This is a genomic window from Tsukamurella sp. USMM236, assembly GCF_037148755.1.
GTDB lineage: Bacteria > Actinomycetota > Actinomycetes > Mycobacteriales > Mycobacteriaceae > Tsukamurella.
Window position 1 is genome coordinate 298,686 of record NZ_JBBCSS010000001.1, and the last position, 14,262, is coordinate 312,947.

Annotated in this window: 13 protein-coding genes; 4 read left to right on the forward strand and 9 right to left on the reverse strand. The window is 70.9% G+C overall.

Features of this window, described 5'->3' with window-relative positions; all coding sequences use genetic code 11:
* Positions 1-93 precede the first annotated feature (93 nt).
* Positions 94-2,118, reverse strand: coding sequence for a M13 family metallopeptidase (locus tag WFK95_RS01315; protein ID WP_336669651.1), 2,025 nt, complete (start codon positions 2,116-2,118; stop codon positions 94-96).
* A 158-nt stretch (positions 2,119-2,276) separates the two neighbouring features.
* Between WFK95_RS01315 and WFK95_RS01320 the strand changes: the two genes are divergently transcribed.
* Entirely contained in the window at positions 2,277-4,346 is a 2,070-nt protein-coding gene (locus WFK95_RS01320) for a CocE/NonD family hydrolase (RefSeq protein WP_336669652.1), read from the forward strand.
* 19 nt (positions 4,347-4,365) lie between these two features.
* Here WFK95_RS01320 and WFK95_RS01325 read toward each other — a convergent pair whose 3' ends face one another.
* On the reverse strand, positions 4,366-5,100 hold the full coding sequence (locus WFK95_RS01325) for a pirin family protein (protein WP_336669653.1): 735 nt from the start codon (positions 5,098-5,100) through the stop codon (positions 4,366-4,368).
* Between the two features lie 79 nt (positions 5,101-5,179).
* On the opposite strand from WFK95_RS01325, the gene WFK95_RS01330 reads away from it, so the two are divergent.
* The gene (locus WFK95_RS01330; protein ID WP_336669654.1) at positions 5,180-6,811 is read left to right on the forward strand and encodes an NTF2-like N-terminal transpeptidase domain-containing protein; all 1,632 of its coding nucleotides are present in this window, start codon (positions 5,180-5,182) and stop codon (positions 6,809-6,811) included.
* Between the two features lie 16 nt (positions 6,812-6,827).
* Here WFK95_RS01330 and WFK95_RS01335 read toward each other — a convergent pair whose 3' ends face one another.
* Both WFK95_RS01335 and WFK95_RS01340 read right to left on the reverse strand, forming a co-directional pair.
* Entirely contained in the window at positions 6,828-7,250 is a 423-nt protein-coding gene (locus WFK95_RS01335; protein ID WP_336669655.1) for a DUF3054 domain-containing protein, read from the reverse strand.
* 209 nt (positions 7,251-7,459) lie between these two features.
* Positions 7,460-8,701 carry a lysylphosphatidylglycerol synthase transmembrane domain-containing protein gene (locus tag WFK95_RS01340; RefSeq protein WP_224651927.1) on the reverse strand — a complete coding sequence of 414 codons (1,242 nt, stop codon included), beginning with the start codon at positions 8,699-8,701 and terminating at the stop codon, positions 7,460-7,462.
* Between the two features lie 34 nt (positions 8,702-8,735).
* Here WFK95_RS01340 and macS point away from each other — a divergent pair, with 34 nt between their 5' ends.
* Positions 8,736-9,953, forward strand: a complete 1,218-nt coding sequence (macS, locus tag WFK95_RS01345; RefSeq protein WP_336669656.1) for a MacS family sensor histidine kinase — start codon at positions 8,736-8,738, stop codon at positions 9,951-9,953.
* 28 nt (positions 9,954-9,981) lie between these two features.
* A complete protein-coding gene (locus WFK95_RS01350; RefSeq protein ID WP_336669657.1) occupies positions 9,982-10,632 on the forward strand; it encodes a response regulator transcription factor in 651 nt (216 codons plus the stop codon).
* Positions 10,633-10,746: 114 nt separating this feature from the next.
* Here WFK95_RS01350 and WFK95_RS01355 read toward each other — a convergent pair whose 3' ends face one another.
* From WFK95_RS01355 to WFK95_RS01375, 5 genes are all read right to left on the reverse strand, one after another.
* Positions 10,747-11,001 carry a hypothetical protein gene (locus tag WFK95_RS01355; protein ID WP_336669658.1) on the reverse strand — a complete coding sequence of 85 codons (255 nt, stop codon included), beginning with the start codon at positions 10,999-11,001 and terminating at the stop codon, positions 10,747-10,749.
* A gap of 37 nt (positions 11,002-11,038) precedes the next feature.
* Positions 11,039-11,344 (reverse strand): GlsB/YeaQ/YmgE family stress response membrane protein, encoded by a 306-nt coding sequence (locus WFK95_RS01360; protein ID WP_336669659.1) that lies wholly within the window; start codon positions 11,342-11,344, stop codon positions 11,039-11,041.
* Between the two features lie 266 nt (positions 11,345-11,610).
* A complete protein-coding gene (locus WFK95_RS01365) occupies positions 11,611-12,267 on the reverse strand; it encodes a GAF and ANTAR domain-containing protein (RefSeq protein ID WP_224651937.1) in 657 nt (218 codons plus the stop codon).
* A 183-nt stretch (positions 12,268-12,450) separates the two neighbouring features.
* A complete protein-coding gene (locus WFK95_RS01370; RefSeq protein WP_336669660.1) occupies positions 12,451-13,908 on the reverse strand; it encodes an aspartate ammonia-lyase in 1,458 nt (485 codons plus the stop codon).
* 47 nt (positions 13,909-13,955) lie between these two features.
* A complete protein-coding gene (locus WFK95_RS01375; protein WP_336669661.1) occupies positions 13,956-14,261 on the reverse strand; it encodes a barstar family protein in 306 nt (101 codons plus the stop codon).
* Position 14,262: the final 1 nt, after the last annotated feature.

Here is a 14,262-nt window from a genome sequence, read left to right on the forward strand (position 1 = left end):
CACCCGTTCTCCGTGCCGGTTCGACACGGGGTCACATCATGGGTATCCGCCGGTTGCTGGACGGGTCGTTCGAAAGTCGTTACTGATCGGTTCTCACCATATCGAGACACGGCGGTCGCGGTCCAAAAACAGGCGATCCCCGGCATCGACGCCGAACGCTGCGTAGAACTCGTCGAGGTTCGAGACGATGGCATTGCAACGGAATTCGGCGGGCGAGTGCGGGTCGATCGCGAGCCTGCGGATCGCCTCCTCCGGCCGGGACTTGCCGCGCCAGACGACACCCCAGCTGAAGAACAGCCGCTGCAGGCCGGTCAGGTCGTCGACCCGCGTGGACTCGTCGTCGACGGTGCCGCCCGCCCGCTCCCGGGCGATCCCGTAGGCGACCAGGGCGATGCCGAGGCCGCCGAGGTCGCCGATGTTCTCGCCCACGGTGAAGCCGCCGTTGACGTGGTGCTCGGAGCCGCCCGGCTGGTCGGCCAGCTCCCGTGGGACCAGCGCGTCGTACTGCTCGATGAGTGCCGTCGTGCGCTTGCCGAACTCCGCGCGGTCGGCGTCGGTCCACCAGTCCTCGAGGTTGCCGTCACCGTCGTACTTCGCGCCCTGGTCGTCGAAGCCGTGGCCGATCTCGTGCCCGATCACGGCGCCGATGCCGCCGTAGTTCACGGCGTCGTCGGCGGTGGGGGAGAAGAACGGCGGCTGCAGGATCGCGGCCGGGAAGACGATCTCGTTCATGCCGGGGTTGTAGTAGGCGTTGACCGTCTGCGGCGTCATGAACCACTCGTCGCGGTCGACGGGCGCGCCGATCTTCGCGAACTCGCGGTCGTGCTCGAAGGCCTCGCCGCGGCGCAGGTTCCCGATCAGGTCGTCCCGGCGGATCTCCAGCGCGGAGTAGTCGCGGGAGACGTCCGGGTAGCCGATCTTCGGGGTGAACTTGCCCAGCTTCTCCAGCGCGCGCTCGCGCGTCGCGGGGGTCATCCAGGGCAGCTCGGTGATCCGGCGGCGGTAGGCCTCCACCAGGTCGGCGACGAGCGCCTGCATGCGCTCCTTGGAATCGGCGGGGAAGTGCTGCGCGGTGTACAGCTCGCCCACCGCGAAGCCCAGGTACTGCTCGACCAGGGTGACGCCGCGTTTCCAGCGGTCCCGGATCTCCGGCGTGCCGGTGAGCGCCGTGCCGTAGAAGGCGAAGTGCTCGTCGACGAGGGCATCGGTGAGGAAGGGGCTGCGCGCGTGCAGCACCCGCCAGGCGAGCCACGTGCGCCACTGCGCGAGCGGACGGTCGGTGAGCAGGTCGGCGGCGTGCGTTGCGAACGACGGCTGCCGCACGTTCACCTCGGCGAACGCCGGGCTCGCCTCCGTGCCGGTGACGGCGGCGACCCAGGCGGCGGGGGCGAGCCCCGGCGCCTCGGCGGAGAACTCGGCGAAGGTGCGCAGGTTGTAGCCCTTGTCGGCGTCGCGCCGGGCGACCACGTCCCAGTGTCCGGCGGCGATCGCGGTCTCCAGCTCGAGGACCTGCGCGGCGGCCGCGTCCTCCTCGCCCGGCGCCACGACGCCCTCGAGCACCTCCGCGGCCAGGCGGAAGGTCGCGGCGACGTGCGCCACGAACTTCTCCCGGATCGGCGCGTATTGCTCCTCGCGGTAGTAGGCCTCATCGGGCAGGGAGATCCCGCTCTGCACCACGTTGACCAGGTAGCGGTCCGAGCGCTTGGCGTCGGTGTCCACGTAGTAGCCGAGCAGCCCGCTCACGCCCGTCCGCTGCAGCCGGCCGAGGACCGTCACCAGGTCCGACGGCGACTGCGCCCACCGGACCTCCGTCAGCTCGTCGGCCAGGGGCGCGAGGCCCGCGGCGGCGATGGCGCCGGTGTCCATGAAGCTCGCGTACAGGTCGCCGATCCGCGCGGCGTCGCCGATCGCCCCGGCGTCGGCGGCACAGGCCTCGATGATCGTGCGGACGGTCTCCTCCGCGGCGTCGCGGAGGGCGTAGAAGGCGCCGTCGGTCGAGCGGTCGGCGGGGATCTCGTGCGTGTCCAGCCAGGCGCCGTTGACGTGCCCGAACAGGTCGTCCTGCACGCGGATGCCGGCGTCGACGTGGCTGAGGTCAAGAGCGGGAGAAGTCGTCACCCGTCCATCCTGCCAGCCGACCTCAGGAATCTCACATGGTGGGAGAAGTGACTCGTCAGTATTCCCTATGGCGCAGCACACCGTTAGCGTGCGGTGTGACGCAAACCGCTATCAGGGTTGGCCTGGAGCGGGGTGGAGAAGTTAAAGGGGATTCTTCGATGAGGCTGATACGTCCGCGACTGCGGCTGACTCTGGCCGCCCTGCTCACGGCGTTCGTGCTGATCGGAACGTCGATCACCGTGCCCGGACTCGTCGCGCGGGCAGGCGCGGAGCCGTGGAAGCCGGGGCCGGGTGTCGCGGGCATGATCAACCCCGAGTGGATCGCCTCCCACGACGGCCCGACGCAGTACCCGAGGATGGCCACGGAGTGGGACGTTCCGATCCGCATGTCGGACGGCACCGTCCTGCGGGCCAACATCTTCCGGCCCGCGGACGCGTCCGGCAGGGCGATCGAGACCAAGACCCCGACGATCGTCAACGTCACGCCCTACACCAAGTTCGTCAGCACCATCGCCACCGTGATGACCAACGTCCCCGTGCTCTTCCCGACGCTCGTGGGCGTGCTCAACATGTTCAACTTCTCCGGCACGCCGATCGGCGGCGTCGACGACCTCCGCAACGTGCTCAACGGTGGCCTGATCAACACCTTCACGGTCGACCAGAAGCTGGTGCAGAGCGGATACACGCAGGTCGTCGTCGATGTGCGCGGCACCGGCAACTCGCAGGGCGTCTGGGACGTCTTCGGTGCGCGCGAGCAGACGGACACCGTCGAGGTGCTGGACTGGGTGCGTCAGCAGAACTGGACGAACGGCCGCCTCGGCATGTCCGGCGTCTCGTACTCCGCGATCAATCAGCTCCAGGCGGCGTCGAAGAACCCCGCCGGCCTGCAGGCCCTGTTCCCCGTCGTCCCCGGTGCCGACATCGCCGCCGACATCGTCGCCCCCGGCGGCGGCCTCGGCGTCGGCTTCCTCGGTCCCTGGCTCGCCATCGTCAACATCCTCAAGTTCATCCCCGACCTGCGCTCGTTGCTCAACGGCACCTTCGACTGGAAGTGGTTGCAGGACCGGCTGCAGAACCCGGCGGTGTTCTTCCCGGAGCTGCTCTCCGGCGTCTTCTCGCCGACGGTCGAGGGGCTCACCCCCACTACCAAGCAGCTCATCGACAAGAACTCGCCGCTGCGCGCCGCCTACCGCACGGCGCTGGACAAGATCACCACGCCGACCTTCGCGCTCGGCGCCTGGAACGACCTGTTCACCAACACCGAGTGGCGCCTTCCCAAGGACCTGAGCGCCCTGCCCACGAGCAAGAAGAAGCTCATCATGGGCGACGCGGCGCACGCCACCGTCACCAACGACCTGGGCGGGGTGAACCAGCCGACGCGCGCCGACGTGCTGCAGAAGGCGTGGTTCGACAAGTGGCTCAAGGACGCCGACAACGGCATCGACAACTACGCACCGGTCACCGTGCACCGCATGGGCGGCGGCTGGTGGCAAGGCGACACCTTCCCCGAGCCCGGCCAGAAGTACCAGCGCATGTACCTCTCCAGCCTGCCCTCGGGCACCGCGCCGACCGCGCTGTCGGACAACAGCCTCCAGACCGCGCCGCCGAAGATCGCGGCGCGGCGCACCGTCGGCCCCGGCCTCTCGACGCTGTGCTCGAACGACACCGGGCAGGCGATGTTCGGGCTCCTCGTCTTCACCGGCTGCACCAAGGACACCCGGGTCGCGGAGATGAACGCGCTCACCTTCACGTCCAAACCGGTGGGGAAGCCGACGGTGATCTCGGGCCCGATCAACCTGCGTCTCAACACCACACAGGACGCCCGCGACGCGTACTGGAGCGTGATCGTGACCGACGTCGGTCCCGACGGACGGTCCGAGAAGATCAGCTCCGGCCAGCTCACCACGTCGCTGCGGCAGATCGACGAGTCCCGCAGCATCCGCACGGCGAGCGGCGATCTCGCGTCCCCGTACTACCAGCTCAACATCGACGACCGCGAGCTGGTCAAGCCCGGCCAGGTGGTGCCGCTCGACATCGGTACCCACGCCGTGAGCGCCGTCCTCAAGCCCGGGCACCGGCTGCGGGTCGACGTCTTCGCGCTCAACCTGATCAAGTCGATGACCGTCGGGCCCGTCACCGCGGAGACGCAGTTCCGGCCGCAGCACGTGCTGATCGACCCGAAGCAGCCGAGCTACCTCGTCGTGCCCTCGGACCGGCCCCTGCCGTAGCCGGACTCCGGCGTGCCGTTCAGCCGCCCAGGCGGTTCCGCATGCGCCAGAACAGGAGCTCGGCACCGTCGGGCCCGGCGGTCACGCGCCGCCCGTCCGCGACGGTACGCAGCGAGTCGCCGTCGGACAGACCGACCGGACCGCCGGACGACTCGGCGACCACCGCACCGTCGGCCAGGTAGAGGTGCCCGAAGGGCGCGTCCGGCAGGTCGAGGGCGCGGCCGGGCGCCAGGCGCGCCGCGAACAGGGTGGCGCCGCGGTTGCCGATCCGGATCGCCGCGTCCTGCGCGGGGTCGCCCGACGCGACGGCGACCAGGCCGCCCGCCGCGAGATCGGCGTCGACCTCCCGCTGCTCGTACGACGGTGCGCCGCCCGGCTCGTCGGGCAGCACCCACATCTGGACGAACCGGACGTCGGCGCCCGCGGGGTCGGGGCGATCGTTGCGTTCGGAGTGCAGGACGCCGGTGCCCGCGCTCATCCGCTGGGCGAGGCCCGGATGGACCAGCCCGGCGTGTCCCTCGCTGTCCTGGTGGACGAGGGAACCGGACAGCACCCAGGTGATGATCTCGACGGCGCGGTGCGGGTGTGTGTCGAAGCCCGTACCCGCTGCGACCTGCTCCGCGTTGCACGCGAGCAGGACGCCGTGGTGCGTATTGTCCGGATCGTAGTGGTCCCCGAAGGAGAAGCAGTGGCGCGACTGCACGCCCGGCATCGACGACGCGGCGCGGTCCTCGGAGCGAAGCAACCGATCCATATCCCAAGGATGCCATGTGAGGACCGGTAAACTCCGCGGCCAGGGATGCCGAACGCACCATGAGCAGCGAGGAGACCACGTGAGACGCAGCGGCCGGGCACGGTACGGCGCCGCCGCGGTGGTCTCCGCACTCCTCCTCACGCTGGGCTCCGGGCTGGCCGCGTGCGGCGACAGCGCCGTCGCCGAGGTGCAGAAGATGCTCGACGGCTACGGCTCGGCGCTGGGCGAGGGCAAGGCCGTCGCGGCCGCCGCCTTCACCTCCTCGCCCGACGCGGCGGGCGGTGTCATCGGCCGCACGCTGCGCGACATGAACGCGAAGTCCGTCGAGGTCACGGCGTCCAACGTGCAGCGCTACTCCGGCGGCAACGCCACCTTCGACGTGAAGACGCACTGGAACTTCGGCGACGGCCGCGACTGGGACTACACCACCAAGGGCAGCGCCTCGCAGCTGTCGATCGGCTGGCGCATCTCCTGGGACCCCGCGGTGCTCGCGCCGGGCCTCACGCCCGACACCGCGATCCGGCAGATCCGCACCGACGCGAAGCCGCCGAAGGTCTTCGCCGCCGACAAGTCGGAACTGATGTTCGCCGGCACCGTGCACCGGCTCACCGTCGACCCGAACAAGACCAAGAACCTGACCGACAGCCTGAACCGGGTCGCGAAGATCGTCTCCCCGGTCGCGCCGCTGGTCACGCCCGAATCCCTCGCCGCGAAGGCGAAGGCGGACCCCGGTAAACCGGTCCCCGTCGTGGACCTGCGGGACGACGACTACGGGGTCCTCGGCGACGCGCTGACGGCCGTCCCGGGCCTGCAGGACACCACGGCGGGCGATCTGCTCATCTCCAACCGGCAGCTGTTCTCGCCCCTCTTCGACGGCATCAAGGGCGCCTGGCAGGCCAACCGCGACGCCACCGCCGGCTGGGAGGTGCAGCTGCTCACGAACGGGAAGCCGCCCACCAAGATCGTCGGCTTCCAGGGCCCGCCCGGGCCCGACCTGCGGATCGCGATGGATCCCAAGGTGCAGCTCGACGTGGAGAACGCCGTGGTCCAGCTGGGGCAGCCCGCCGCCATGGTCGTGCTGTCCGTCTCCACCGGCGCCGTCCTGGCCGCCGCGCAGAACACGCAGGCCAGCGGCATCTCCATCGAGTGGGCGCTCACCGGGCTCGCCACCACCGGTCCCGTGCTGGAGCCGCTCTACAGCGAGGTCAACGCCGCCGCGGGGAACGACGCCGGCAAGCAGGCGAAGCTGCTCGCCCCGCTCGGCATGGGCACCGACTTCGCCATGACGGGCGTGACGACGAAGACCGCGGAGCTGCCCGGCACCGGCGGCCGGGGCGCCGCCGAGCTCGGCGCCGACACCGTCAAGGCCAGCCCCTTCGGTATGGCCGTCTTCGCCTCCGCGATCGCCAAGGGCAAAACCACGGCGCCGTACGTGGTGCAGGGGCAGACCGCGAAGCCCAGCGCGCCGCTCGGCGACGTCGATGAGAAGATCCTCAAGGCGGTGCGGGCGAAGATGGACTCGACCGTGTCCCCGTCGGGCGACGGCAGCGACCTCGCCTCGACCAAGGCCAAGGGGCTCGTGGGCACCAACGGCCCCGAGGGACCGGGCTGGTTCATCGGCTACCGCGGCGACCAGGCCTTCGCGATCCTGGTCAGCGGCGAGCGTTCCGGCGCCGGATCACTGCAGGTCGCGGGCGCGTATCTGAAGTAGGCCGGACCGGTCCGTGTCAGGCTGCGGTCTCCTGCGTCGCCTTCGCGCGACGGGACAGGACCGTGCGGGCGATGGCGCGCCAGCCCAGCAGGAACACGCCGAGGGCGATCGTCGCGACGATGACGAAGCTGACCTCGACGCCCTTCGACGTGAGCAGCCCGCGGGCCGTCATGCCGAAGGCCACCGTCGAGACCCAGATGATGACGCCGGCGGGGAAGACGCGCCCCGGGGCGAAGGTGGCGGCGCGGCCGGGCTCGTGACCGCGCAGGGCCGCGAGGACGTAGGTGAACGCCCAGCCCACGGCGAGCGCGAGCAGGAAGGGCCACGCGGTCTCGGCGAATCCGGACGGCGAGAAGGCCTCGTTGTGATTGAACCGGCCGATCACCACGAACAGCAGGACGAAGACCACGTCGAGGGCGGCGATGACCGGGATGCGCATACGGCAACGGTAAATGATCTGCGGCTCCTGCCGGGAATCGGATCGCGGGGTCGTGACGGCACGCGGCCGGGGCGCGGTCCTCCCAACCGCGGCCCCGACCGGGCCTGACCCCCTCGCCCCCCTCCACTCCGGGGCGCCGTGAGCGTTGCGGGTCTCTCGCTCACAGGAACGACGATGCCCGCCGACCCTTCAGCGTCGGTTGGAGCGCGCTAAATTCGCTGGTCGGGACCGGTTTCCCGGCCCGACGGTGCGCCGTCGTCCGGCGGACCGTCGGGAGCGGGCGAGGTGGCGTCCGTGCCCTCCGTCGCAGCCTCCGCCGCCTTCGCGGCCTTCTCGGACGGCTTCTCGCCGTTCTTGTCCGGGGCGTCGGGGTCGACGTCCATGGTGCTGCGGTACGAGACGAAGAACACGACCCAGCCGATCACGACCACGAGGACGTAGCTGACCAGGCGGTACAGGAGCGTTGCGGTGAGGGCCTGACTGAGCGGCATCCCGGAGAGTGCGAGGGCCGGGACGAGCGCGCCCTCCACGAGGCCGAGGCCGCCGGGGATCGGGCTGATGGTGTTGACCACCTTCGACGCCGCGTACGCGCCGGCGAGCGCGGCCAGGCCGGGCGCCTCGCCGACGGCGTAGCAGGCGAAGGCGAGGCAGGCCACGTCGGCGATCCAGTTGAACAGCGACCAGCCGAAGGCCTCGGCGCCGTAGCGGCGGCCCATCTTCACGGACTGGAGCTGCTCGATCACCTCGCGCAGGCGGGCCAGGCCGGTGTCCTCGGGCTTGTTGCGCAGGTCGTTGGTCCAGCGGATGAGGCGGGCGCCGACGACGTACAGGCCGTCCGGGTGCGAGGCCACGTACTGCACGAGCACGATGAAGACGACGAGCATGCCGACCGAGAAGAGCACCGAGTACGGGCTCGTCTTCGCGCCGGCCAGCAGGGCGCCCGCGAGGCCGAGGACGGCGAGGCCCGCCGACATGAGCAGGCCGCTCATCACGATCTGCCAGGCCGCGACCACCCGGGAGGCGCCCCACATGCGGGTGCGGCGGTAGACGAGGGTGGGGGCGAGCACCTGCCCGCCCGGCATCGTCTGCGAGACGGAGTTCGAGGCCATCTGCAGGCCCAGCGCCTGCCGCTGCGTCACCTTGACACCCGCCGAGCGGAGTAGCACGCGCGTCACCTGGGCGAAGGAGTCCATGGAGAAGAAGACGGCGATCACGCAGGCCAGCACCCATTCCCAGCGGATGTGCTCCAACTCGCGGATGGACTTCGAGACCGTCGGGCCGAACAGGTAGACCTCGACGCCGAGGACGATCGCGATGACGAGCAGCAGCGCCCGGCGGACCCACCTCAGCCGCCGCCGGGTCACGGCGGTGTCCTTCGAGGGCGTGTCCTCGGGCGGCGGGCCGCCGGAGGGCTCGGCGCCGGGGGAGGGCGCGTCGTCGTCTGCCTGCATCGGCGCCAGCCTACTCAGCGGTTAACGTGGGCACATGGAAGGCCTCGCATCGCGGCTGCGGCGCGTCGAACCCGCCGGCGACGATGCCGGGGTGCGCGCGTCCGACGGCGACCCCCGCGCGCCGCTGTGGCGCGGCGCGCAGTGGTTCCGCGCGCTGTCCGTCGTGTACGCGGTGGGCCGGCAGATCGACGAGGCCGACCGGTACCAGCGGATCGGCTGGAGCTGGGTGATGATCGGCGCGGTCGTGGCGGTCAGCCTGATCGCCGGCTTGGGCTACGTGCGCGGCTTCGGCCGCAACCGGTGGTTCGTGATCGGCGAGTTCGTGGCCGCCGCGGTACTGGCCCTGGGCACCGTCTGGGTGGCCTCGCCCGAGTTCACCGCCCACAACCAGGCCCTGCCCACCACGTTGTGGCTGACCAACCCGGTGGTCTCCGCTGCGATCCTCGGCGGCCCCGTCGCGGGCATGGCCGGCGGCGTCGCCATCGCCGTCGTCAACGCGCTCTACCGCGGCACGTTCCCCGAGACCATCGTCCGCGACGCCAACTACCCCGTCTTCATGGCCGTCGGCCTGGGGCTCGGCGTCGCGGCGCGGGTCGCGATCCGCTCGCAGGAGCAGCTCCGCGAGGCCGAGCGCGTCGCCGCCGAGGCCCGGGCCCGGGAGCGCCTCGCCCGGGAGGTGCACGACGGGGTGCTGCAGGCCCTCGCCTTCCTCGCCCGACGGTGCGCGGAGCTCGGTGGTCCCGGAACGGAGCTGGGCGCGCTCGGTGAGCTGGCCGCGCAGCAGGAGCGGGCGCTGCGGCATCTGATCGCGGAGACGCCGGTGGGCCCAGCGCCCGGGCCGGAGGACGAGGGCACCGTCGACCTGCGGGACCTGCTGCGGCCCCTCGCCTCGTCGACGGTGACGCTCGCGGAGCCGGGCGGCGCCGTGCTGCTCCCGGCCGGGCCCGCCGCCGAGGTGGCCGCGGCGGTGCGGAACGCGCTCGACAACACCGCGCTGCACGCCGGTCCCGGGGCGCGCTCGTACCTGCTGCTCGAGGACCTCGACGACGCCGTGCTGGTCACCGTGCGCGACGACGGCGCGGGAATTGCGCCGGGACGGCTCGACGCCGCACGCGCGGAGGGCAGACTGGGGGTGTCGGAGTCCATCGTCGGGCGGATGGGGGCCCTCGGTGGCCGCGCCGAACTGACGACGGGCGTCGGCGACGGGGTGGAATGGGAGTTGTCGGTGCCGCGGTCGACGCACGAGTCGTGACCGCCCTGGTGATGAGGAGACGAGTGCTGTGAACGTTGACCCGGCGGGTATTTCCGTGCTGGTGGTGGACGACCACCCGATGTGGCGCGAGGCGGTGGCCCGCGATCTCGAGGCGCGCGGTTTCGCCGTGGCCGGCACCGCCGATTCGGTGGCAGCGGCGGGGCGGATCGCCGGCGCGGTGCAGCCGTCGGTAGTGCTGATGGACATGTCGCTGCCCGACGGGAACGGCGCCGCCGGCACCGCACTGGTGCTCGAGGCCGCGCCGAAGGCGCAGGTGCTGATCCTCTCCGCCTCCGACGAGCGCGACGACGTGGTCGAGGCCGTCAAGGCCGGCGCCTGCGGCTACCTGGTCAAGAGTGCCTCCGCGGAGGAGCTGGTGGCCGCCGTGCACGCCACCGCCGCGGGGCAGCCGGTGTTCACGCCGGGCCTCGCCGGGCTGGTGCTGGGCGAGTTCCGGCGCATGGCGTCGGCGCCCGAGCCCGCCGGTCCCGGGTTGACCGCGCGCGAGACCGAGGTGCTGCGGCTGGTGGCGAAGGGCCTGTCCGCCAGGCAGATCGCCACCCGCCTGCACCTGAGCCACCGCACCGTCGAGAACCACGTGCAGGCCACGCTGCGGAAGCTGCAGCTCGGCAACCGCGTCGAGCTGGCGCGCTACGCGTTGGAGAACGGGCTGGACTAGTGGCGCCCGGTTCCGGTCCCGGCGGGGCCGATCGGGAGCCGCGCCGTCGCGCCGGCGAACGGGGTCGCCCCCGCACGCCGGCGCCCCGGCACCGTGCTCGCCGGGCGCGGTGGATCAGGAGATCGGGACCTCCTTGATCTTGGTGTCCTCCTTGCCCGCGGTCTTGCAGTAGGCGATCGCCTCCGCTCGCAGTGCGGTCGCCGCACCAGCTGCCGGCTCCTCGCCGTGCTTGTCCTTGTACATCTTCTGGACCTGCTCGGTCTGGTCGGCCTCGGACATCGCCACGAAGTCCTTACAGGTGGTGTCGGCGCCGGCTTTCGCGCACCCGCCCAGCGCGAGTGCCGCTGCGAGAGCGGCGATCACTGCCACGGAACGAGTCGATTCCAGTCCTCTCATCGTCGCCCCCTCAGCCACGTCGTCCGGTGACCAGGCCCACGACGAACAGCAGGACGCACGACCCCGCGAGCGCGGTGAGCAGAGTGAGGATCCACCCGGCGCCGGCCGTGGAAACGCCGAGGAGCCTGAGGATGATCCCGCCGACGACACCGCCGACGATGCCCACCGCGATGTTGAGGAACAGGCCCTGCTGCGCATCGGTTCCCATGATCTTGCTCGCGAGCCACCCCGCGATGCCACCGATGATGATCCAGGCGATCCAGCCTATGCCGTCGAATCCGAGGTTCGCCTCGATCACCGTTGCCGAGAGTTGCATTGTCTCCTCCTTCTGTGCGGAAACCTCGTGGAGGCCACTCGCTGGGAGGACACGCAGGGAGACCGGCGATCCGTGATGCTCTGCGGGAGAAGCCGACGGCGCGCGTCCATACCGACGGGCGTCGACGACGCCGATCGGTTGAGCGGCCGCACCGTGGTCTCAATGCGAATGCACTCGAAGCGATCATCGCTTCGGTACGGCGGAAGACTAGCACGGATGCCGTACCGGGAGAGGCGTTCCCAGAGGCGGTGGAGGACCGGGCGGGATCACGCGGGCTCGCGGCTCGCGGACCCCTTCTCCACCACGCGTTCTGCGATCGTCGCCAGGGGAACGTTGCTGTCGCTGGAAACGCGGGACAGGAGTTCGAACGCCCGCACGGCGTCCACGTCGAAACGCTCCATGAGCATTCCCTTGGCCTGCCCGATGATGTCTCGGCTGGCCAGGGCGGAGCGGAATTGCAAAGCGCGATCGTTGGCGATGAGGGCCGTCGCGGCCTGCGTCGCCAACATCCCGCCGACGGTCTCGGATTCGTCGCCGAAGGCATCGACCTTCTCGGAGAACAGGTTCAACGCGCCGACCCGGGAATCGAAGGTGAACAGCCGGAACGAGAGCATGCTGAGGATTCCCGCTTCCACCGCGGCGGGCGCGAATTCGGGCCAGCGGTCGTCGCCGCGGAGGTCGGGTGCGCGGGTGGCGGGGTTGGTGGTCGCCGCGTCCCAGCACGGGCCTTGCTGGAACCGGTGCTGGAGTGCGTCGAGCTTCTCGGTCAGTTCCGAGGTCGGCGCGAGGGAACCGTACTTCTCGGGCCCCTCGACGATCAGGATCGAGGCGCCCGCCACATCGGGAATCAGCTGGACGCATGCGGATGTGACGCTCTCGAGTGTGCTGTCGAGAGAACTCGTCTGCGCGATGTTGCGGGACATCTCCGCCATCGTCGTCAGCAGGCTTTCGAATCCCTCGTCAGTCATGCTCGTCCTCCGGTACCGGCAGTATTCGGTGTACCGCGAGAAAAGTAGCACGGTCGCCCGGGCTCTCCGCGCAGCCGACGAGGACCACCCGGATGCTCCAGTACGGAGCCGTGTTCGGGTGGTCCTACGGTCGGCGTCCTACTCGCCGAGTCCCGCCGCCGGCGCGTCATCGGGCCGGGGCTGCAGAGCGTGGGGCGGATGCCCGGTGAGGTACTCGGGGCTGAGCAGGGAGTCGAGCACGGCCTCGTCGAGCAGGGCGCGCTCGCGGACGATCTCGACGACGCCCCGCCCGGACTCCAGCGCCTCGGCGGCGACGGAGGTCGCGGCGGCGTAGCCGATAGTGGGGCTCAGCGCCGTGACGACGCCGATGGACTCGGCCACCATCTGCTCCAGGCGTTCCCGGTTCGCGGTGATCCCGGAGACGCAGCGCTCGCCGAGCACCCGGGCCCCGCGCGTGAGGTGCGCGATGGACTCGACCAGCGAGCGCGCGATGATCGGTTCGAAGGCGTTGAGCTGCAGCTGCCCGCCCTCGGCGGCCATGGTGATGGTGACGTCGTGACCGATCACCTCGTAGGCGATCTGGTTCACCACCTCGGGGATGACGGGGTTGACCTTGCCCGGCATGATCGACGACCCGGCCTGCACCGCGGGCAGGTGGATCTCCGCGAGGCCGGCGCGCGGGCCCGAGGACAGCAGCCGCAGGTCGTTGCAGGTCTTCGACAGCTTCACCGCGATCCGCTTGAGCACGCCGGAGAGCTGGACGAAGACGCCGACGTCGGCGGTGGCCTCGATCAGGTCCGTCGCGCCGACCAGCTCGTGGATGCCCGTGACCTCGCGCAGCTGCTCGATGACCTTGCGCCGGTAGCCAGGGTGGGCGTTGAGGGCGGTGCCGATCGCGGTGCCGCCGATGTTGAGCTCGTGCAGCAGGCGCGTCGCCTCCTGCAGCCGCACGATGTCCTCGCCGAGCGTCGTGGCGAAGGCGCCGAACTCCTGCCCGAGTGTCATCGGGACCGCGTCCTGCAGCTGGGTGCGGCCCATCTTGAGGATGCCCGCGAACTCGTCGGACTTCGCGGCGAAGGTGCCGCGCAGTTCCGTGAGCGCCTCGGCAAGCTCGGCGAGCTGGGTGATGAGGGCGATCTTGATCGCGGTCGGGTAGACGTCGTTCGTGCTCTGGCCCAGGTTCACGTGGTCGAGCGGGTGCAGCGCGGCGTAGTCGCCCTTGGGGCGGTCCAGGTGCTCCAGCGCGGCGTTGGCGATCACCTCGTTGGCGTTCATGTTCGTCGAGGTGCCGGCGCCGCCGGCGATGGTGTCGACGACGAACCACTCGTGCAGCCCACCGTCGCGGATCCGCTCGCAGGCCGCGACGATCGCCGCGGACCGCTCCTCGTCGAGCAGGCCGAGCTGCCGGTTCGCCGACGCCGCGGCCTGTTTCACGGCGGCCAGCGCGTTCACCAGGTGGGTGTGGATCGCGATGGGGACGCCGGTGATCGGGAAGTTCAACAGCGCCCGGGCGGTGTGGGCGCCGTAGTAGGCGTCGGCGGGGACGTCGATGTCGCCGAGCAGGTCGTGCTCGCTGCGCGTCTGGGATGTGGTCATCGCACAATCGTTGCGCACCGCCGCTCTTCGGTCGGCGGTTCGGCGGATCAGATTGTGCGCCCGGCCCGTCCGGAGTCGGCCTCCGCGGTGAGGGGGACGCCCGACGTGGCGAAGACGTCGAGCACCTCGGCGTAGAGCCTCGGGCCGAGCGCGGCGCGGACCTCGTCGGCGTGGGTGAGGCGGAAGCCGAAGGGCTCGTCCTCGGGGGTGCCGAAGCCGCCGCGCAGGCAGTCCACGAGGGCGTCGAGGTTGCTGCCGAAGTAGCCGTCGGGGCCGTTCACGGCCCGGCCGAGCTCGGTGTAGAAGTCGGCCGCCCCGGTCACCCGGCTGCCGTCCACGGTGTAGATCTTCACG